We start from the raw sequence: 20,879 nt of genomic DNA on the forward strand, positions 1-20,879 counted from the left end.
TTCTAAGTCAGCTCATCCTTACTCCTTAAACAAAAAAAGCCACCCACATGGGTAGCTTCAACCTATCTTATTAATATTTCTATTTTGCTAAAACCATTGCATTTTGCTCTGCTTCCATGATGCTTTCAGAAGCATATGATTCTGATTTAAGACTGGCAAAATCCACTAATTTTACATTTTTCATGTTGCTAGCGATCATTGTACTTTGATCAGCAGTACCGTTTAATTTTAATACCGCATCATCCTTAACGATAGTATATAAACTGCCTGCTGTAGTTTTAATCTTTGCTGTAGCACTTTGACCCAAAAATAACTGAAGGTATTTTACATCGAAATTATTGCTGGTCACCACAACTGATTGACCATAAGCTTCAATTCTTTCCAAATCTTTTACGGTTATATTAAGTGTTACCTGACTTGTTTCCAATGAATTGATAAATAAGGTCTTTCCATCAGTTGATACAGAGGTTTTTGCAGCGTCATAGTTGCCCATACCCTCTACGTTTTGTTTGTCTCCTTGCGTTAAGATGATTTTAACGTTCCCGCTCACCCAGATCCTTTTGAATTTTGATAATGAAGCAGTTTTTGTTTCTGCTTTAACTGGCTCAGCGGCAAAAGTTGCCACCGTTGATGAAGTTAATACTACTGCTGTTAATGCTGCTGCGAATATTGTTTTTGCTAAAGTTTTCATATCGTTTATATTTTAGGTTTTTGCTATTGTTTGTTATTAGGACGCAGCTGTACATCAAACGTTTCAGGCAAAAATCCCGTAATATACCAGCGTAGGGAACCACTAGACCAACGCCAGTAATTTCTAGACGAACAGGTGCGAATTCTATAGCCAGATTTGCATAAATTTATCTATTGTGGCAATACGTATGTTTTTTGAATAAGTCCTATATCTAATGATTTGATGGCTACCATATCATCGGCAGATAGTTCGAAGTCAAATAGGTTAAAATTTCCTTAATCTTTTATTTACTGATTTTTGAATAGCACTGACCTCTCTTTGAATGAACCATCGCAAGACTACTTGGGCAATGCCCTTATTATATTTACCTGACAGTTCTTTTAAAAGTTCATGGATAAAAAGAGCGGCTCGAACACAAATTGTGAATAAAAACAGATTTTATCAATGGCGCTTCCATGACGAACTCAAACTGGAAATATAGAGATGTAAAATTTTTCAACTTGAATATGTGCTTATATTTAGATGCATGTAAAAAGATAATAGAAGCAAAAGCTCTTTTCAAATTTGATTTTTTTAGAGCTGATTATTGAATGAAGTTTCGTCAAAAATCATGCAAATACTTTAATAATCCATATATTTGTAACCGAAAGGATTTGTTATGCCAAAATTAGAGGAATTAAAGAGTCATCTTAAAAAAGGGGTGATATACAAAAGGGATGAATTGCAAAAGTGGTCAAAATCAATAGACAGGCATCTTTCGGAACTTACAGGCGAGGGGACTTTGAAAAGAGTTGGCCCTGGTCTATATCACTTTCCGAAGAAAAATGCATTTGGTTTTGAGCCACCGGCGGATGATATGCTCATCAAGAAATTCTTGGACAATACCAACTTTCTGATTACTTCTTTCAATTATTTTAATGCGTTGGGCCTGGGGACGACACAGTTGTATAACAAACAGATTGTTTACAACCACCTGCGCAGCGGAGATATTAAATTGGGTAACAAATTGTTCACCTTTAAAAAAAAGTCTGCTTTTCCAACCAAGCCTACCAAGGAATTTTTGGTGATTGACCTAATCAATAATTTGGATTCACTTGCTGAGGATCAGCCCAAGGTACTTGAAAAGGCATTGAAAACAGCGAGGAGCTTGGATCAGCAGTCTTTAGAATATGCCGCTGAAAAATATGGAAACCCAAAAACAAGAAAATTATTAGCAACGAACTAAGTAATTACCTAAGTTATATGAGCAGTAAGTTTCTTCACCAGCGAAAGGATTTTAAAAGCCTGATTAGTACATTGTCAGCTGAGACTAGTATACTTGATGCGTTGATAGAAAAGGACTATTGGATTATGCACGTACTTTATGGCATGAAAAACCTGGGACTCGGTTTTGAGCTTAAGGGGGGGACCTCTCTATCGAAGGGCTTTAAGATCATTGACCGCTTCTCAGAAGACATTGACTTGCATATCATCCCGCCACGGGCATTTTTTGACCAGACGGGCATTCAGGTAAATGAAAATCCGAAATCAACTGGTAAGAATACCGTAAAAAATAGGATGAAGTTCTTTGATTGGCTGTCGGACAATATTGTTATAGACGGTATTCAGCCAGAGCGCGACATCGAATTCGATGACGAAAAGGGAAGGAACGGTGGTATTCGGTTGAAATACAATGGCTATTTTGGTTCTGTGCCAGGAATTAAGGATGGCATATTGCTTGAGGTCGGCTTTGCAAAGGTTACCCCTAACCAAAATGTTGATATTAGTTCATGGATGTACGATAGAGCATTGGAAGCTGGTCTTGATGTGCTTGACAATAGGGCTTTAAATATCGCGTGCTACCATCCCGGCTATACATTAGTGGAAAAACTCCAGACAATCGTAACCAAGTTCCGTGGAGAACAAACTGTGGGTCGTGGTGGGCCAAAGGTCAATTTTATGCGGCAATATTATGATGTCTGTAAGCTTTTAAAGAGAGATGATATCCAGCAGTTTATTTTAACAAGAGAATATCAGGACCATAAATCGCACTGGTTCCCGGAGGTCGATCTTGATACTCCATTAGTGGAAAAGCAGGCTTTCCTTTTAACTGACGAGAAAATAAGGGAAGATTTTAGGAACCGATATAGCGGAACATCAGGACTTTATTACTTAGGGCAGCCTGATTTCGATGAAATACTAACGCTTATTCAAGCGAACCTATTAAAATTATAGTTATAACTTTTTTTGAAATAAAAGGCTAAAATCTCTTAGTTAATTGGGCCATCATTTGTTCGGAATAATCATATAACATTTAATTAAAAATCATTTCATATCAGATATTACATTTTACATGATCCCTTTGAAGCCTGTGTAGGATGCTCCTAATCACATCAGTAGTATCAATACAAGAAAAGTCGGTTGGAAAAAATATCTTTCCGCGCTCACCCCTAATCACCTTGTTAACTACCTCATTGTATGGTAATTAACTCATGTTAAAATGAATTATTTTGTCACAAATTCATGAAATATTTGTGACACTTTATAATATTTTTTTTTGCCCAATAAACAAAAATAAAATGATGTAAAGCGATAACTCATAGCCCATCGATGACGGGCAAAATGTCCCCTAGCAAGGTTACACTATAAATTATATTTTAATGATTTTGCCAGACTAAGATGAATAAGGAATCTAAATAACATTGCTTCAATCTTCAAACCCTATAACTGCTACATAGCTAACAATCTATCTAAAAAGCTTCATAACTTTCACACCATCATCCTCTTTATTCCCTTCCAGAAGTTTCTCCTTTAATGCAGACATCTCTGTACTAGTTTAAAAAAGCATAAAAAGTAATACTATTAGTATTATAAGTTACCATTCAGTCTGACCTAATTGTCCACACTAGAGGAAGGATTGTCGATGGAGATAATTTCATTGCTATTGAAATGAAAAAATCCACTAGACCAGAAGAGGAAAAAATAGCTGATAGGGAAAGGCTGGTTGCGATGACTTTGAAAAGTTATGATGGTGTCTGGTCTTCTGGTGATGGCACGCAACCAGAGCATGTTTGTAATTACAAGTTGGGCGTTTTTATAATTTTAAATCTCAAAGCAGAAAGCTATATACTGGAGTTTTACCAACTTGGAGAACTAACAGAAATAACGGAAGCCGAATTCTGAAAAACTTTAGTCGTTAATCTACCTGATTCTACATCGTTAAAAAACTCGGCAGCTAAGTGAACTGTATGAGTACATCAATTATTGAAAGCTAGGTGGGCAAGAACATTATCTTCTAGTTATCGTTGATCTCCCTCATTACTTGGGCGAATAACCTGGTTGATCTGGTGCGGTCTTCAGACCTGAAAATATTTGTTGAAACCATCAGTTCATCTGCCGCAGTGGCTTCCAGAAAGCGTTGTATCGCTCCTTTAACTGTTGCCTTACTGCCTACAAACGAATATTTTAGGGTTTGCTGCACGGTCGGATGATGAAACATTCCTATCAAATCATCATCCATATCTACCGGGGGCTGCAAGGGTCTGGATGCACCGGAAAATATGCCATAGAACATCTTTATCAGAGAGGTGAACAGTATTTGCGCTTCCGCATCGGTATCTGCAATGATGACGTTGACACCTGCAATGGTGTATGGTCGGTTCAAAACGCTGGATGGCTGAAACTCCCTTTTATAAATATCCAATGCATGATACAATTGTGCGGGTGCAAAATGGCTACCAAAGACATATGGAAGTCCTCTGGCAGCCGCCAGATGGGCACTGTCCGTACTGGAACCCAGAATATACAGTGGTACGTCAACACCTTCAGCGATAGCGACCCTTACTTTGGCAGAGCTATTCTCCAAGTCAAAATATTGTTCAATCTTATTGATTTCCTCCGGAAACGAACGTGCCGCCTGCATAAAATCTGAACGGATAGCCATTGCAGTTGCCGTATCGGTTCCGGTAGCCCTGCCCAAACCCAGATCTATACGGCCAGGGTATAATTGTGCCAAAGTACCAAACTGTTCGGCAACGATCAGAGGCGAATGGTTGGGAAGCATAATGCCACCAGATCCGACTCTGATATGTTCAGTATTGCCCGCAACATAACCGATGAGAACGGAAGTAGCATTGCTGGCAACGGTATCTGTATTGTGATGCTCGGCAAACCAAAATCTTGTATAACCGCATTCGTCGGCCGCTTTGGCCAGTTCAAGCGAATTGTTCAAGGTTTGTTTGAAACCAATACCCTCTGATACAGATGCTATCTCTAATATCGAATATTTGATATGATTTTTCATTTTTTAAAAGGGTAATGGGTTTTATACCTCAATTACCACTTTGCCCGTCACATTACCACTTTGTAAGCGGTCATAGGCTTTTTGGTAGTCATCAAAGGCAAAAACACTATCAATCACAGGTTTCATTTGTACGCTTGCCATTGCTGACAACAATGCTTCAAAATCACTGCGGGAACCCATAGTTGTAGCACCCAGTTGTATGCCACGTGTCATAATTTCCAAAGGCGATACGCCTCCACCCATACCGCTGGCAAATCCTACCAACGCCACATTGCCACCGGCTCTGGTACTGGCAACCGATTTGTTGATCGTTTTTTCGCCTGCCACTTCTACCACTTTATCTACACCTAAACCATTGGTTAATTTTAAAATTTCTTTGTCCCAATCAGGATTTTTACCGTAGGCGACAACCGTTTCTGCACCCAATTCTTTTAATAGTTGGGCTTTGTCATCATCATCACGGCTGGCAATAGCCAAAACCCTTGCACCACTTAATTTGGCTAACTGCAAAGCAAACACCGACACACCACCTGCACCTTGTACCAATACGGTCTGGCCTGCTATTAATGTGCCATGTTGGTGAATGGCATTCCAGGCCGTTACCGCACCACAGGCCAGCGTCGCAGCTTCTACATAACTTAAATAATGAGGCAATTGCACCAGCGACATTTCGTGCAACACAATGTATTCGGCGAGCCAACCATCCATATTAAACCCGATGCTAGCAACATAATATTCAGGTTTCAGCACTTTGCCATCCACCCAGTTTGCCCAGCAGTTTGCCGACACCCGTGAGCCAACTGTTACACGGGTTACATTTTCTCCCACTGCCACCACTTCGCCAGCACCGTCTGATAACGGCACAACTGAATTGACTACTCCAGGATAGTTCCCACTTAAGGCCGCATGGTCACGAAAGTTTAAGGATGCAGCTTTGACTTTTATCAAAACTTCATTTTTACCTATCGTGGGAATGGCTTGTTTGGTTTGGATTAACTGCGTTAGGTTACCATTTTTGGTTAAACGGATGGTTGTCTGAAAATCTGACATTGAAATATATGTTATTAAGGTCTTAGATAAGATGTTTTTTATGTAAAATTATGACTATCAGCTAAATTGAGATGTCATCCTATTCTTGAAATCAGAATTACCATTCCATTCGGTCTTTCAGGCTTTTTATGTGAGCAAAATGGTGTTGGCTATGCCACGCAAATATTGCTAAGAATTGGGGAAGTGACATTTGTCTGCCTGCATCAGGATAAAAAAATGTGAGATTAAGTAGTTCCCCAGACAGCGATTTTAGGTCTAAGACCCAACTTTCATGCACATCATAAATTGTTTTTAGAGCAGTTTGAACAACACTATTGTTGCTTCCAACAAAATCTGCCAACTTCTTTTCATTGTGAGGCTTAACAACTATTTTGTTTTCTTGCAATCCTTGTTTAAACCTGCCATAAGCTCTCGAATGAGCATCTGCAACGTGGGTTATAACCTGCTGAACAGTCCAACCATTTGTCCGATATTGCGTTGCGAACTTTTCATCATCAAAATTTTCAACAGTTTTAATCAATTCGGCAGAAAGATTTTCAAGTATTCTAATGTAGCTCTGTACATCTTCTTTAGATATTTTGGCAGGCATTTCAAATCGTCCAACCGGATATTTCAATAATTCTAAATCGTTCATTTTGAAATCATATTTTTAGACTACAAAGGTATTTTAAAAACACTATCCTTTTGATAGTACTTACCTGTAGGATAGTAAACTTATATGAAAATGGACCAATCTAGAACTTCACGTTTTGGCTGATCTAATATTTATGCTTTCTTTTGTATAGTTGTTTACAAATAGATAGCGTTCGTTTATATGGAAGATATTGTAGGAAAACAAAAAAAGAAGCCAATCTACCGTGATTGTGCAGAAACGATTATACCGTTACGCGATGCATTGGATGTGTTCAGCGGAAAATGGAAAATACCCATATTGTTTTCGATGATGTCGGGAAATGAACGATATACCGACATTCAGAGCAGTATGCCGTGTATATCACCAAAGGTTTTGGTCAAGGAACTGAAAGACCTTGAGGAGCATCAATTGATCAAACGGGTAATTATTGACGATTATCCAGTTAAGATTTTGTATAAACTTGAGCCTTACGCCCAAACCGTTATCCCAATTATAGAAACGCTCAAAGCTTGGGGCCTAAATCATAGAAATCAACTATTTCGATCAAAAGTTGGGGTCGCAGAATTGTGATATCTTTACAAGTCGTTTACAGACGAATATAATTCTTTTTTATGAAGTCAAGGATTATCTTTTGACCAAACTAAGGCATACCAAAAACTCGACAGCTAAGTGAGCTACCGAGTTACACTTAAGTTTGTTAATCAATATTTTCTGCTTCATTATCAGCTTGAGCTGCCAACTGGATAACATAACCAACCAAGAAAGCATCAATTAACGATAATGCATAATCCTTGCTGATGGGTAACATATCTGGTCTTAAAAGTTGCTCGTCAATATATTTCTCAGCATCCCATAACTTTCGGGTTTGCTCGGGATGTTCGGGCTCAATGCGCTTAAAAATACGCTCGAACGACCACTCGGCTTCTTTAATAAATTCTTCTCTGTAGTCTTCACTTATAGGGAGCGAAGTGATTTGTTCGGTAGATTCGTTAGATTCGCTCGACACTGGTTCATCATTTTCCCATTCAATTTCATCTTCATCGTCTCTTGTCAGTCGGTAATCTTCGTAATAAACGTCTTCTTGCCATTTTAAAAATCCTTCATTAAAGATTTGTACTTTAAAATCATCATCAAGCTTTGCGTTATTCTCGGTTTCAATATTTGTGAGATATTGATCCCAGTCGCGCACTTCACACTTGTCCATGTTAGTGTACAATAGCACTGATAATTCAACTTTGGCTGGTGATGCCTTTAATAGGTCAGTCCATTTTTCCAGTCCGCATAATTTCGCAATCACATGCTGCGCATTCCCTAATTTGAACTTTTCTTCATTAATATTCAAGTCATCAATAAGCAGGTCAATCTTGAAAAATTTTGGATCGTACTGGTAAACGTTACGCCGCAGTTTGTGATCAAATGAAGAAGTTTGGGTTTTGAAATCTTTGTGAAGATTTTTTGCTTGGAGTTTTAGATACTCAATAGGTGTCATAACACATTCCTGTTTAGACCCACTTTATTATCCTATGTATTTGCGTTCGTAATCTTGGTTGGATAATAAGCAGGCAGGTTTGCATTATTAAACAATTAATTGGCTGAATATTTCTTTGCACGAACGGGCTAGCTTGCCAAAAGCATATACAATGATAAATATAAATCTCTTTCTTGTCAATAGGTGAGAATATTTTTTCAATATCAAAGTATAGTCTGACTGCATAATTGTGTCAAAGAAACCGTTTTAATATATATAGATTTTATCTAAATCAGTAGATTTAAACCATAGAAAAATATGATTTTTTGAGCCTTGTTTTAGTCATAAAAAATCATTAAATTACTGAATTACAATTTATTAATATTTTTCAAATGCAAGCTATAGCGTACATAAGGACAGCAACGGATGATGAGGGTTATCATTTGGAAGCTGGTAGCTTTCCGCAGGATAAGACCATTGAAAATTACTGTTATGTCAATAATATAGAACTCATAAAGTGTTTCCATGACGTTGGGGTAAGCGGCTCTGATTTTGAAAGAAAAGAATGGTTGGAATTAGAGAAATTCCTTACCCTCAATTCGGTAGATTTATTGATCGTGACCGACTATGACAGGATTGGAAGGGATATTCCAATAGTTCATGAGAAGATGGCTGAAATCGAACAAAAATGCAAAGTACAGATATTGGCATTGCGGAAACCGATTATTCCAAGTTCGGAAGAAATCGAGCAACTTTTCAGACCCTAGCCTCATTTCTCAGTGGTATATACCACAATGGGGCAAATAAAGTAAACCAATCTTTTAATTATTGTACCAAAACAAGGTACAATGAAAACGAGGTTGAATGAAAAAAGGAACATTACCCCAAGACAGGCCGTTGAGATACTCAAAAAGAAAGGGGTGGAAGTATCAGAAGAAAAAGCTAGCAAGATACTCGATACGATGTATTTTCTAGCTGGGCTGATTGTAGAACAGAATTTTAAAAAGTGAAGATAGCAGATTTATATATTAGGGTAAGTACCGATGAACAGGCGGACAAGGGATATTCACAAAGGAATCAAAACGAAGTGCTGACTAGATATTGCGAGATCAATGGCATTACTGTACGTAGACGGATATATGAAGACCATTCGGCAAAGACTTTTAACCGCCCACAATGGCAGAAACTGTTGACCGACCTTAGAAACTCCAAAAAAGACAGGCCAGACCTTATTCTCTTTACAAAATGGGACAGGTTCAGCAGAAATGCGCCTGATGCCTACCAGATGATTGCCACTCTAAAGGGTTTTGGTATTGAACCGCAGGCGATGGAACAGCCTTTGGATATGTCCGTGCCAGAGAACAAGATGATGCTAGCCATTTACCTTACTGCGCCCGAAATCGAAAACGACCGTAGGGCGTTAAATATATTTTATGGAATGAGGCGGGCAAAAAAGGAAGGGCGTTGGATGGCAACTGCACCAATAGGATATGCGAATAAAACAAGGGAAAACGGAACCAAATATATAGCGCCCAAAGAACCCGAAGCATCAATCTTGAAATGGGCTTTTACAGAACTTGCAAAGGGAAAATATACCGTTTCGCAAATTTACTTTCAAGCGAAGGAGGCGGGGCTTGGATGTTCCTTGAACAGGTTTTTTGTGGCTATTAGAAATCCGGTCTACTGCGGAATTCTTATCATTCCAAAGTTTAAGGAAGAGGAGCAATATTTTGTAAAGGCTACGCACGAGCCTATCATATCGGAATCTCTATTCTATGAGGTACAGGATAGGTTGGATGGGAAAACAAAATCAATCAAGGCGAAAGTTGTCGCTCCCGACAAATTGCCATTGAGAGGTTTTATTGACTGCTCACGATGCACCAGAACATTATGTGGAAGCGCATCAAAGTGTCGTAAAGCCCATTACCATTATTATCATTGCAGTTCAAAATGTGGATGCAGGTACAAGGCTGACGAAGTGAATATCTCTTTCCTAAAAGAACTTACGAGTTATGTTATCAATCCCGATTATGCCGAACTTTTTAAAGAAGTCATCAAGGATAAGTATTTCGACCTTGCGGGTGATAGAGGAAAAGACAGAAATAATTATATCAAACAGATTACCGATGAACATAACAGGATTACCAAGGCTCGGGAGTTATTGCTGATTGGAGATATGGATGGTGTCGATTTCAAGGCTATAAAATCAGAGTCCGAACAGAGGATTTTGGTACTTGAGGCCAAACTGGAAACTTTGAGAAATGCTGCCTTTATTGATTACAATGCTGTAAAAATACTGTTGGATGATGCAATAGTCACCTTGACCAAGATAAATACAATATTATGTAAATCAGATGTTTCCGAACAAAGAAAGCTGATTGGTTCGATGTTCCCCGAAAAATTCACTTTTGAGACCCTACAACATCGAACCGCTAAAATTGGAGAAACCTACGAAGATATATACTTGACAAACAGATATTTAGAGGGTAAAAAAACGGGGTAAAAGAAACTAAATTTCAATTACCCCGTATGGTGGTCCCGCTGGGATTCGAACATAGTCCGAATGCGTGCGTTTAATCAATATTCATGGGGCTTTAGGTTCGATACTCACCTAGCGACTCACCGCTTTTTTGTGTCTTTTTATTGCAAATGCTATACTGTAAAAGTAACTTTTTATTTTTGAATTTTGAAGCAATATCTTAATGTTTATCTAAAAAAGATTTCTACGATTTATAGGATTAAGTAATTAAAAATTCATTTTTCTGTAGTTTACAATGTTCCCTGCTGAATAATTTTCATCAGTTGAATATTGTAGTCAATTTTTGCAAGGGTTCGAGCCCCATCATCCACCCCAGAGCGGTCAAAGGCTTTTCAAGAAGTTTTTGGTCGCATTTTTTTTGCTCGTAACTCTTTGTTCTTCAGGTAAATAAGTTTGGCCACTCTGTTGACTTTCAGGGTTCGACATCTCCCTTCAGAAAAAGTCAACTTTTCTGGGAAAAAAGTGCCAATTAAGAGCCTTTTTGCATCAATATTACATATCTCAAAAAGTTTATCAAGTTCGCAAAGTAGCCTTACAGCTTTCTCAGCAAGGTTTTTGACCTGATTTGGTGTTGATTTCTGTACGTTCAGGTATCTTAAGTGACACTCCAAGCTTACAACTGTCGAACCCACCTCTTCTTTGACCTTCCGATGCTCCGCCGGAGTGATCTCTCCATCCAGCATCAATTCCCTTGCACGCTCGATTTTTTGGTTCGATTTGGCTATTTTTTCACGTATCTGAAAAACATATCTTTTGTTTTCGGCAACCTGGTCATTATAGGCATCGACGATGCTCTTGACAAAAAGCTGTGGATACCCCGGTCTGGGGATATACTGCATGAGCTCATAAAGGAAAGCCGCGTTGACATCCAGTGCGCGGTGGCGGACGCTGCTTCAATACTGAAAGGAACTCAAAGATAATCCTGTTTTTTAATACCAGAATTTCAGTTAATATTTAATGATTATAAAGAGCCTGTATCATAAATAACATGATCAGGCTCTTTTCTTTTGTTTTCTTTTTCCATTGATTATCAAATTTTTAGTTTTTTCGCTTTTTTATTTGATTTAAATGTCTGATTTCCATATATTTAAGCAACAAAAGAAAGCTAAACATGTCAGGCAAAAAACCTGTTTTCAAACCCTATGACCAAAACCAGCTCATGGCTTTTCCGCCCACCTTTGATGAGCTGATACCCGAAGACCATACGGTTCGGATAGTAAACAAGGTCATCGATGCAATCAATGTTGAGCCGCTCCTGGAGTCTTATCATATCCGGGGAGCCTCCAACTATCATCCAATATTATTACTTAAAGTACTGGTTTACGGTTATGTTACCAATACCTATTCGAGCCGCAAACTCGCTGAAGCCTGCAGGGAACGTGTACCTTTCATGTGGCTGAGTTCGATGAGCAAACCTGATCACAATACCATAAACCGTTTTCGTGGTGTCAGGCTTAAACACGCCTTGAGAGCGGTATTCGAGGAAGTAGTAAAATACCTTGCCGATGAAGGCCTTCTTAGCATAGAAGAGGTTTATACCGATGGTACCAAGATTGAAGCGAGTGCCAATAAATACACTTTTGTCTGGAAGAAAGCCATTCAGACCAATAAAGCAAAGATGCAAAAACAGCTTGCTGAAATCTGGGACTATGCGCAGAGTGTTGCAACCGTTGAAGACATCCTCCCTGAGCCGCCTACAGCAAAAACAGTTAGCAGCGAAAGCGTAAAAAAAGCTGTAGAGAAAATCAATGAAGTGCTTGGTGGTAAAGATAACATAGATAAAAAGATCAGGGGAAAAGTAAACTACGTTACCAAAAACTACCCTGTTGCTATCCAGAAATACGAGGAACAGGAAGCCATCCTGGGTGAGCGCAACAGCTACAGCAAGACCGATACGGATGCCACCTTTATGCGCTTAAAGGAAGACCACATGCTTAACGGCCAGTTAAAGCCTGCCTACAATGTCCAGATATCCACCTCAAACCAGTTTATTGTAAACTATACCATTCACCCAAATCCAACTGACACCCTTACCTTAAAAACACATATTGAACAACATGAGAAAAGCTTTGGGAAAGCACCCGAAGTCCTTACCGCTGATGCAGGCTATGGTTCTCAGGAAAACTATGAACTACTTGAGAGAAAAGAAATAAAAGCTTATGTAAAATATAACATGTTCGATAAGGAACAGGATAAAAATTACGATAGCAAACGACCATTTTCAGTAAGCAACCTTTATTACAATGAACAGCAGGATGCTTATATCTGCCCGATGGGACAGCCGATGGAGTATAAAGGGGATGCCAAAAGGACTACAGCAAGTGGTTTTGAACAGATCATGAGAAAATACGAGGCAAAAAACTGCATGCGCTGCCCACTTAATGGAGCCTGCCACAAGTCAGCAGGAAACAGAATTGTCGAGGTAAACACAGGACTAAGAACGCTTAAACAAAAAGCATTTGAAATGCTTAACAGCGAGGAAGGGATAAGGCACCGTAAGAAACGGTGTTACGATGTCGAACCGGTCTTCGCGAATATCAAACAGAACCATCGGTTCCGCCGCTTCATGCTTCGTGGAAAGGAAAAAGTAGAAATAGAATGGGGTTTATTGGCAATTGCACAGAACTTAAGGAAAAAAGCAGCCTAAAAAGGCTGTTTTCATTTTTTAAACTCAGGTAGTTAACTTAAATCCCACTTCTAACGGTCAGCATATGACCACCACCAAGAACATAAAAAAAGAGGGTAATCATCTTTTTTTAAAAATGATACACCCTCTTTAATTTCCAAAGCGATGAACATCGAAAAACTATTTTCCATCCGCGCCTATGATGGCCAACGGGAACTGAAACTTGCGTTAGAGCAATTCCTGGAAATCATTAAATCCCAGTCCAGCTTCCAGACCAGACTATTCTAGGACCAGGAACAGATCATCAAAAAACTCACCAGCGGCACCTGCATTTTCATCATGCTCGGCAACGAAATCTGCGGGCTCGTGGATTACCATGTACAGCCGCTGCCCTGGAATAGCATTTCCCATCCCAAAAACCACAACAGCAAAACCGTCTTCATCAGCGATTTCATCATCCATCCCCGCTTCCGCAGGATAGGACTGGCTACCATGCTCCTGGGCATAGTGAAAAACTATTCCAGGTACCTGGGCAAAATGACCATCCGCACCGCCATCAGTCGCGAAGACCCGGTCTTGCTCCAGTTTTTTGAGACCATGGGTTTCGTTCCTGGCGGCATTCCCTGGCGTACAGACGAGCATATATACGAATTTAGATTATGTGGGAGATTGCGGAAAGATTGAGGCTAGTCCGAACAGCCCATCAAAGAATCCCTGCGACCGTCCTAGCTTAGCATCCAGATAACCTTATTCTATTGCCCATTTCTCGATTCGAAGCCGCATTTCCTTCTGCAGTTCAGGGCTATGCTGGTATATGATGTCAGAAGACATCAGCGATTGTAGCTTCTTGATTGCAATTCCGGGCGAAATGATACCCGCCTCCACCAGGCGGTCGAATATCCAGAGCATACCATGGTATTCAATGCTGTTTTTCTTGCTAAAATTCCGGACCATCTTATCACTGCTCAACACCATAGCCTGCTGTTTTTCGGCAATAAAGAGCACCGTTTTATCCGCATTGGAAAGCCCGCGCGGATAAGGTTGCGCTTGCATGAATAGCCTATCGGATTCACTTATAGAATGCACAAAAAGCTTTCCAACAGATTGGAAAGCTTTTAAGACACGTTGCTGTTCAGCATAGAGTTCATTGATCACATCCACGGATGTGTGTATTTCCAGATCGAGCTTAAAAAAGCCCTCATTGAGCTCTAGATCATAAAGCTCAATAAAAATACAGGCATCCGTGACCGCTAACTTCATACCACAGCAAGGACATTGGATTTAAACTCCGCGAGTTTCATATTATATAAGGCGGCAGCCTTGGTCACCGAAATCAATTCCTCCCCGAGTGCCCTAAACAGTAGCTGTTCAAAACGATTTGACTTTTCGGCAGAACTGAAATCAAAGGGTTCGTCCACCTGCCAGTTCATCTGCTTGATGTAAGTAAAAAACTCATCGCAGTAACGGTTGGAGATAATCCCGGTCGCCCGTGCGCGCATCACCGTAGCTTGGATAGATATTCCGTACTCTTGCTTCAATACACCCAGTTCCTGGATCAAAAGCTTGTTCCTCTTTACCCCGAGCTCTTTTCTGATCAACTCTGTAGGGAAAAGCATGGCCCCGGCAAAATGGTTGCACAGCGTTTCCTTTCTCTTCAGCGGCATATCTGGGGAGAGCGACATGAGTAAATGCCCAAGTTCGTGCATCACCGTAAAGCGCTTGCGGTCATCTTTTTTAACCCTGCTGATATTCACCGCAATCACCGGAACCTTTCCGTTGACCAAGGTCTGCATCCCGTCAAAGCCCAGGTCCGCCTCGAATTCCACCACCTTGATGTGATTATCTTCCAGCAACTCTACGGTATTGGAAATTGGGTCCATGCCCAGCTTCCAGCTTATGCGCACCTGGTCGGCAGCTTCTTCGGCCTGGGCGGGGGTATCGACAACACCGAAATTGGCCAACGGGTTTTTAAACTCATAAGCCAGGCCGATGATCTTCTCAAGCTCCAGATAGCGCGACAAAAAATCCTTGGTCTGTTCGATGATCCGGTTTTCCTCCTTCGCCGGCAGTTTATCAAGCTTACGAAATTCGATTTCACCCAACTTCACTTCCACATCTGTAAAGAAAAAGTCAGGGCGCACATTGAGCACATCGCATAAATAACCGATCATCTCACTATTGGGTACCACTTCCCCCTTCTCATACTTATGTAAGGCTTGCCGGCTGATCCGATTATCGAGTTCATCGGCAAGTTCCTGAAGGGAGAGTCCACTGAGCAACCGGGCAGAGCGGAATCTTTCAGAGAATAGAGTGTTCATAGGAGTTCTGGACGTTTTGGGTTACAAACATATATTTTTTTTGACTAAATGTCAACTGCAGTTTTTCCATAGTACGGGCATTAATCGTGCCATCAGCTGGATTTAATATAAATGTAATCAAAAATTTGAAATTATTTAGTTGACAAATGTATTTAAAAATTATATATTTGTCAACCACAACTTCACAACTAAAACACGCCGGAGGAGGGCGGAGAGATGAAACTAGATAATAAGGCACTGAGCAATTTCGTGAGCAGGATTAAGCTGAGGCGAGAAAACATGGCCGCATACCGCGAACAGCTGACCAATCTTCGCGATAAGCTCAAAAAAAAGATAGAGGAAGATGAACGCAATGCCATCAAGGTAACCAAGTTTATCATCGCAGGATCCTATAAAAAGCATACCATCCTTCGCCGCACGGGTGACCATCCGATCGACATTGACCTCATCCTATACGTTGCGGGAGATTCGGCCCTCAAAAAAGACCTGAAAAAGCTACACGACTTCGTGTATGACTACCTCCAAAGCATTTACCCGGGAAAGGACATCGACCGTGATGTCGATATGGAAGGTAATACCAAATCCATCAAGATCAAGTTCGTCGGCTCCGGCCTAGAGGTAGACATCGTTCCGGTGGTACCGCTGGATAGCCCTGAAGGTTACGTCTTCCAGCCTGAAAGGGGCGGTGGCGGCACCTATACCACCAGCATAGAAGGACAGCTCGCCTTCGCCAAGGCACGTTACCAGGCCAACCGTAACTACAACAAGATTGTGCGTATACTCAAATGGTGGCGCAACCACCAGGAGCTTAAGCCCGAACTGAGTTCGTTTGCCATCGAACTTATCGTGGCCCACCTGGACATCAGCGAAGGTGTGGAGGAGAATATAGAAGAGGCCGTTATCCGTTTTTTTCGCTTCGTTAGCGATCCAGGCTTTCCTGTTATCCAGTTTAGCGGAGCGATCAACTCCGTGCCCGGTTTCCAGACACCCGTCTTCATTGCCGAGCCTACCAACAATGAGAACAATTCAGCCAGGAAGACCACTATACTGTCCTGGACAGATACAGTTGAAAAGGCCAATGACGCCTTTGAGTCTCTAAACTATGCCGTCAGCCGCAACAATACCGGCGATACCATCGCAGAATGGAAAAGAATATTTGGTCCAACCTTTAACATAGAAGAACTATAATGATGAGCAGCACACAAACCAGAACCCTCACCTATACCGTAATCGATATCCGCAAGACCTTTGAGGGATTTGATGCAGACCTGAGAATGATCGCCCGCCGCACAGGCAAATGGGACACCGTCCAAGTGGATAACGTGGTCCACGATATCCTAAAGCTCGCCGAGGCCAAATACCTCTCCGCAGTCAACATAGTCCTACTCCAGGAATCCGATGGTTCAGTTGTCCGCGCTTCGAAATACACCGTTAACGAAGATGGCAAAACGCAGTCCACCCAGCGCCCCGGTGAGAACGACTGGACCAATATCGCCTACACCAGCCTCGCCATCCTGACCGAGTATAACCTCAACTGGCTAGCACTTGGCAGCCAGGGCCAGCAGGATTTCCAGGTGGGGAACCAGTTCAAAATCAACTGGAGCCTTTCGCAAATCGATACCACTTTCAGCCACCTCAGCAGCCAGAGCGGCCAGCTTTATGCCAGCAGCGGCTATGAACTCCAGAAAAAGAACTACAGATAAACCCCAGGCCCTATGTCCATCTTCGATAGCACCATAGAGCTGCCACAGGCAGCCATACAACAAAAAGCCAAAAGCCTCATCGGTTTCCAGGCCAGGTTCAACCGCATCCATACCAATCTAAAACTGCTGCTCGACCAGCAGGGCATTCGTGAATGGAGCCAAAAATTCCACAAGGCCGAAATTCCGGCCATCGCCAACCTGGAGGATAAATACCCTTTGGTCATCCTGGCCGGCGACGCTGGAACGGGAAAGACCGCCTCAGCGATGGCCATCGCCGACGAAATGCTCCGCGAATTGAAAAAAGAGGGCTACTTCCTTAAACTCAGTACCCGGGTGAGGGGGGAAGGCCTGCACGGGGAAATGGGAAAACTGGTCAACGATGCCTTCGCTGAACTCAAAAACCTGGCCGGGAAAAACAGGATCGCCTTCCTGCTCATCGATGAGGCCGATGCCATCGCCACCACCCGTTCCACTGCCCAGATGCACCAGGAGGAGAAGTCCGCAGTCAACACCCTCATTCAAAAGATAGACGACATCCGTGAGCTCAAAGGCAGGGCCATCATCCTGATGTCCACCAACCGCCTGCATTTCATCGATGAGGCTATCGTGCGCAGGGCCGCCGTGGTCCTACACTTCGACCGTCCAGATGAAAAAGAGCGCAGACTACTCTTCGAGCAAGATCTGGAGGGCTTAAAGCTAAAAGCCAGCGAGCTCGACACCCTCTCCCAGCTCAGCGGGCCGGAAGCCAACAACGGACTTGGATTCTCCTTCTCGGACCTACGCCTGAAAGTCATCCCCGAGGCTATTGCCAGGTGCTACCCGGAAAAGGCCTTGAATTTCGAAGACCTCGCCGAAACCATCCAACTCATCCAGCCCAGCCCTAAAATCATATAATATGAAAAAATCACTCATCAAGGGTGCCGTCTTCATCAGCGGCGTCGCTTTTATCAGCTTCATCCTGCTCGAAAAGGACCTTACCAATCCCTGGTGGTCACTCATCCTGGGCCTGCTGGTCAACATCCTTTCCGCACCGCTCTACTTTGTCATCATAGAAGGTATATACAGCATCGGCCGGTTCAAGATGTTCTTCCTGACCAAAATCTGGTACCGTAACCAGGAGGTGAGGCTCTCCATATCCTACCTGTTCCGCATACAGGTGAAGGGCAAATACCTGCTGGTCAAAAACCGCAAGGGCAACTACTACCAACTTGTTGGCGGCGCCTACAAAGCTCTCCCTTCGGCAAAACCCTTATTCGCCAGATACAAAATCACCCCAGACCGACGCTTCCAGACCACCGGCGGCATCAGCAAGAGCGACCTGCGCTTTATGGCTCCGGGAAAATACGTCATCAACATGATCGACTGGTTCCATTCCCAAAAAGACCGGGAGACCAGCCAATGGCGGGAATTCTGCGAGGAATTGCTCACCACCAACATTCTGGACAAAAACCTGTTTCGCTACATCGATTATAGCTACGCCACCACACTGATGACCCCATTAAAAAAGGCCATGGGCTTCGATTACCAGGAAATCCTCATTTACGAAATCTTCGACCTCATCCCCAATGCCCAGCAGGAAGCCTACCTGGAAAACCTGCTACAGCTTGGCGATACCGATGAAATCAAATGGGCCGACCCGGTCATCATTAACACCCTGGGCTTCGATGAGCGCAACCACCACACCCCATACCAGATCGGTGCCCATACCAAATGGGCCGTAAAAGAAAAGTGGAGTGCAGAATAGCAACAATCCAGCCCGTACCGAAAAAGCGCAATTTTGCAACCAGCAAGCACAAATTCCCGGTCCGTCCAAAGAGACCGGGCTTTCGATGATGAGGCGAATGACCAAGGTCACCTTTGACAAAAATCCGTTACCGCAAAACCTGTTGCCAGACATTTACCCGGGATTGATGAACCCATTTCCGTCCCTGGTGCTTCTTCAGACCCAATACCGCTCCCAACATCAAAAATGGCCGGCCCCGAAACCGCATCCTCTTGAATAAAGAAGCGTATTGACTGCTTCTGATCCCACAGTCTTCAAGGTTATCCTTCGGCAATTTATTATTTAAAAAACACCATTAACTATCTATAAAAACTGGCCTGAAGATAATTATAACCGATATTTGCCTCAAACAAAAACAACGAAAATGATTTCAAGAGTGCCTGATGAACTGTTAGACATCATCAGAGATTTTATTATCAGTGCCTGCAGGTCAGGCGAAACAGGATGCCATAATCGGCGCCTTTCTTGCCAATTTCGAAACTGGACGGCATGTTGAACGCATAAAAAACCAACTTTGGCAATGGAACGTTGATTATTTCAAATTCCGTGGCAGGGGTAAGGGCGCTTTCGAGAGCGTCCACGGATCCGACGGCATTTTTCAGATCATCGTTAAAGACAAATTCAACAATACGATCTTTCAGAAAGGACTGCTGTTTCAGGCAAAAAAAGTGAACGGAAGTTTTTCGGATCTCAAACCGCAGGTTAGAAAAATGGAAACCCTGTCACCCTTGTCAAGTGTCGCATTTATTTACGGTCCAAATGGTTTCAAAGCAACCAAGGGCACTGATATACTGCATAACGACATTACCCAGAAAAACAGCTTCCTTTTTGAACACGATATTGCCACCATACTCGCAGAGGATTTTATTAACTGTACGATCGGGAAAATTGACCTAACATTCGATGCGGAACAGGGAAAGCTTTTTTTGGTCGACACGTTCGGACAGAAAAAACGTATTATAGGGCTCCAGCGGCCATCTGACGATGTAGAGATAAAATCCAGCAAATAGGATAGCCTTTTTGCGCAAGCAGATATACTACAGAATCCTGTTCAGAGAACAGGATTCTGTAGTATAAAACAACTTCATTAATTAAAGCGACAGCTCGTTCTCCTGCGATTTGCCTTTATCCTTGTCCCTATTCTTTCCCTTCTCCTGACCCGCTGCCTGCTCCATCGAAACCTCCACCTTCAGCTCCTCACGCTTCACCGGTTTCCCAGAAAGCTCGTAAAAGTTCAGGTTCGTATACCTCGGTACCGCCTCTACCCGTAAAGTCTTATCACCGCCATCGGGCAATTTTACGCTCACGATCGGATTGTTCCCGTTCTGCAGATCGACAATCAGTTTTTCCGCTTTTTCCCTGGATCCCATATCCGAAATATTGTACAGGGCAAGTTCCTTTTTCAGATCAAATCCATAACCTTCGAGTTTTGCCTGGCCTCAAGGACAGCAAGATGTTTTTGTCTACAAAAATACATCTTGCTGCACGCCAGACGCGGGCAAAATAGGATTTGGATAGGCACTGGTCACCAGTGTCTACGCAGCAGAAATCGATAAATTTTAGGAGTATTGCTCCTTGCGATTGAGCTGTACCTTTCCCAATTCGTTCAACTGTAACCATCGGGCCAAGCAAACCAAGGAGCTGGTTTCTGGCCGTAAAGCTGGCTTCTTTCAACTTGAGAAAAGCAAAGCAGTTCCACTCTCGGCCGCTGATTTCGGGCACTTTTTCCTTGGCTGATTTACCGGGACGTACAAAAAATAGCATCTTGTGTTTTTTCATAAGCAG

Annotated in this window: 23 protein-coding genes; 13 read left to right on the top strand and 10 right to left on the bottom strand. The window is 42.2% G+C overall.

Annotated elements, in window-relative coordinates; all coding sequences use genetic code 11:
- Nucleotides 1–79: 79 nt before the first annotated feature.
- Complete coding sequence (locus QWY86_RS05265; RefSeq protein WP_290239512.1) at nt 80–691, bottom strand: GIN domain-containing protein; 612 nt, start codon at nt 689–691, stop codon at nt 80–82.
- Nucleotides 692–1,349: 658 nt separating this feature from the next.
- Here QWY86_RS05265 and QWY86_RS05270 point away from each other — a divergent pair.
- The 3 genes from QWY86_RS05270 (at nt 1,350) to QWY86_RS05280 (ending at nt 3,853) form a co-directional block, all read left to right on the top strand.
- Entirely contained in the window at nt 1,350–1,916 is a 567-nt protein-coding gene (locus QWY86_RS05270) for a DUF6088 family protein (protein WP_290239514.1), read from the top strand.
- 17 nt (nt 1,917–1,933) lie between these two features.
- Nucleotides 1,934–2,905, top strand: coding sequence for a nucleotidyl transferase AbiEii/AbiGii toxin family protein (locus tag QWY86_RS05275; RefSeq protein ID WP_290239515.1), 972 nt, complete (start codon nt 1,934–1,936; stop codon nt 2,903–2,905).
- A gap of 714 nt (nt 2,906–3,619) precedes the next feature.
- Nucleotides 3,620–3,853: a hypothetical protein gene (locus QWY86_RS05280; protein WP_290239517.1), complete on the top strand. Its 234-nt coding sequence runs from the start codon at nt 3,620–3,622 to the stop codon at nt 3,851–3,853.
- A gap of 112 nt (nt 3,854–3,965) precedes the next feature.
- On the opposite strand, the gene QWY86_RS05285 is transcribed toward QWY86_RS05280, so the two are convergent.
- The 3 genes from QWY86_RS05285 to QWY86_RS05295 form a co-directional block, all read right to left on the bottom strand.
- Nucleotides 3,966–4,973, bottom strand: a complete 1,008-nt coding sequence (locus QWY86_RS05285; protein ID WP_290239519.1) for an LLM class flavin-dependent oxidoreductase — start codon at nt 4,971–4,973, stop codon at nt 3,966–3,968.
- A 21-nt stretch (nt 4,974–4,994) separates the two neighbouring features.
- On the bottom strand, nt 4,995–6,023 hold the full coding sequence (locus tag QWY86_RS05290; RefSeq protein ID WP_290239520.1) for a zinc-dependent alcohol dehydrogenase family protein: 1,029 nt from the start codon (nt 6,021–6,023) through the stop codon (nt 4,995–4,997).
- Nucleotides 6,024–6,120: 97 nt separating this feature from the next.
- Nucleotides 6,121–6,657, bottom strand: coding sequence for a YfiT family bacillithiol transferase (locus QWY86_RS05295; protein ID WP_290239522.1), 537 nt, complete (start codon nt 6,655–6,657; stop codon nt 6,121–6,123).
- Nucleotides 6,658–6,837: 180 nt separating this feature from the next.
- On the opposite strand from QWY86_RS05295, the gene QWY86_RS05300 reads away from it, so the two are divergent.
- Nucleotides 6,838–7,227, top strand: a complete 390-nt coding sequence (locus tag QWY86_RS05300) for a winged helix-turn-helix transcriptional regulator (protein ID WP_290239524.1) — start codon at nt 6,838–6,840, stop codon at nt 7,225–7,227.
- Nucleotides 7,228–7,354: 127 nt separating this feature from the next.
- On the opposite strand, the gene QWY86_RS05305 is transcribed toward QWY86_RS05300, so the two are convergent.
- On the bottom strand, nt 7,355–8,146 hold the full coding sequence (locus QWY86_RS05305; RefSeq protein ID WP_290239525.1) for a hypothetical protein: 792 nt from the start codon (nt 8,144–8,146) through the stop codon (nt 7,355–7,357).
- Nucleotides 8,147–8,517: 371 nt separating this feature from the next.
- Between QWY86_RS05305 and QWY86_RS05310 the strand changes: the two genes are divergently transcribed.
- Together QWY86_RS05310 and QWY86_RS05315 are read left to right on the top strand one after the other, a co-directional pair.
- Nucleotides 8,518–8,892 carry a recombinase family protein gene (locus tag QWY86_RS05310; RefSeq protein WP_290239527.1) on the top strand — a complete coding sequence of 125 codons (375 nt, stop codon included), beginning with the start codon at nt 8,518–8,520 and terminating at the stop codon, nt 8,890–8,892.
- Nucleotides 8,893–9,131: 239 nt separating this feature from the next.
- Nucleotides 9,132–10,628 carry a recombinase family protein gene (locus QWY86_RS05315; protein ID WP_290239529.1) on the top strand — a complete coding sequence of 499 codons (1,497 nt, stop codon included), beginning with the start codon at nt 9,132–9,134 and terminating at the stop codon, nt 10,626–10,628.
- Nucleotides 10,629–10,996: 368 nt separating this feature from the next.
- On the opposite strand, the gene QWY86_RS05320 is transcribed toward QWY86_RS05315, so the two are convergent.
- Nucleotides 10,997–11,503 carry a hypothetical protein gene (locus QWY86_RS05320; RefSeq protein WP_290239530.1) on the bottom strand — a complete coding sequence of 169 codons (507 nt, stop codon included), beginning with the start codon at nt 11,501–11,503 and terminating at the stop codon, nt 10,997–10,999.
- A 272-nt stretch (nt 11,504–11,775) separates the two neighbouring features.
- Here QWY86_RS05320 and QWY86_RS05325 point away from each other — a divergent pair, with 272 nt between their 5' ends.
- Entirely contained in the window at nt 11,776–13,311 is a 1,536-nt protein-coding gene (locus QWY86_RS05325) for an IS1182 family transposase (RefSeq protein ID WP_290239532.1), read from the top strand.
- Between the two features lie 318 nt (nt 13,312–13,629).
- The gene (locus tag QWY86_RS20085) at nt 13,630–13,974 is read left to right on the top strand and encodes a GNAT family N-acetyltransferase (protein ID WP_353958895.1); all 345 of its coding nucleotides are present in this window, start codon (nt 13,630–13,632) and stop codon (nt 13,972–13,974) included.
- A gap of 63 nt (nt 13,975–14,037) precedes the next feature.
- On the opposite strand, the gene QWY86_RS05335 is transcribed toward QWY86_RS20085, so the two are convergent.
- Both QWY86_RS05335 and QWY86_RS05340 read right to left on the bottom strand, forming a co-directional pair.
- Nucleotides 14,038–14,550 carry a PIN domain-containing protein gene (locus tag QWY86_RS05335; protein WP_290239536.1) on the bottom strand — a complete coding sequence of 171 codons (513 nt, stop codon included), beginning with the start codon at nt 14,548–14,550 and terminating at the stop codon, nt 14,038–14,040.
- Complete coding sequence (locus QWY86_RS05340) at nt 14,547–15,608, bottom strand: helix-turn-helix domain-containing protein (protein ID WP_290239537.1); 1,062 nt, start codon at nt 15,606–15,608, stop codon at nt 14,547–14,549. The genes QWY86_RS05335 and QWY86_RS05340 overlap by 4 nt, the downstream gene beginning before the upstream one ends.
- Nucleotides 15,609–15,824: 216 nt before the next feature.
- Between QWY86_RS05340 and QWY86_RS05345 the strand changes: the two genes are divergently transcribed.
- The 5 genes from QWY86_RS05345 (at nt 15,825) to QWY86_RS05365 (ending at nt 20,104) form a co-directional block, all read left to right on the top strand.
- Nucleotides 15,825–16,796: a CBASS oligonucleotide cyclase gene (locus QWY86_RS05345; protein ID WP_290239539.1), complete on the top strand. Its 972-nt coding sequence runs from the start codon at nt 15,825–15,827 to the stop codon at nt 16,794–16,796.
- Nucleotides 16,796–17,311, top strand: a complete 516-nt coding sequence (locus QWY86_RS05350; protein ID WP_290239541.1) for an HORMA-1 domain-containing protein — start codon at nt 16,796–16,798, stop codon at nt 17,309–17,311. The genes QWY86_RS05345 and QWY86_RS05350 overlap by 1 nt, the downstream gene beginning before the upstream one ends.
- A 12-nt stretch (nt 17,312–17,323) precedes the next feature.
- Nucleotides 17,324–18,205, top strand: a complete 882-nt coding sequence (locus QWY86_RS05355; RefSeq protein WP_290239542.1) for an ATP-binding protein — start codon at nt 17,324–17,326, stop codon at nt 18,203–18,205.
- A 1-nt stretch (nt 18,206) separates the two neighbouring features.
- A complete protein-coding gene (locus QWY86_RS05360; protein WP_290239544.1) occupies nt 18,207–19,055 on the top strand; it encodes an SMODS-associated NUDIX domain-containing protein in 849 nt (282 codons plus the stop codon).
- A 458-nt stretch (nt 19,056–19,513) separates the two neighbouring features.
- Nucleotides 19,514–20,104 (top strand): hypothetical protein, encoded by a 591-nt coding sequence (locus tag QWY86_RS05365; RefSeq protein ID WP_290239546.1) that lies wholly within the window; start codon nt 19,514–19,516, stop codon nt 20,102–20,104.
- Nucleotides 20,105–20,185: 81 nt separating this feature from the next.
- On the opposite strand, the gene QWY86_RS05370 is transcribed toward QWY86_RS05365, so the two are convergent.
- Both QWY86_RS05370 and QWY86_RS05375 read right to left on the bottom strand, forming a co-directional pair.
- On the bottom strand, nt 20,186–20,464 hold the full coding sequence (locus QWY86_RS05370) for a hypothetical protein (protein ID WP_290239548.1): 279 nt from the start codon (nt 20,462–20,464) through the stop codon (nt 20,186–20,188).
- A 37-nt stretch (nt 20,465–20,501) separates the two neighbouring features.
- The gene (locus tag QWY86_RS05375) at nt 20,502–20,873 is read right to left on the bottom strand and encodes a hypothetical protein (protein WP_290239550.1); all 372 of its coding nucleotides are present in this window, start codon (nt 20,871–20,873) and stop codon (nt 20,502–20,504) included.
- Nucleotides 20,874–20,879: the final 6 nt, after the last annotated feature.

Origin of the sequence: Pedobacter aquatilis, assembly GCF_030409415.1 — a bacterium.
GTDB lineage: Bacteria > Bacteroidota > Bacteroidia > Sphingobacteriales > Sphingobacteriaceae > Pedobacter > Pedobacter aquatilis.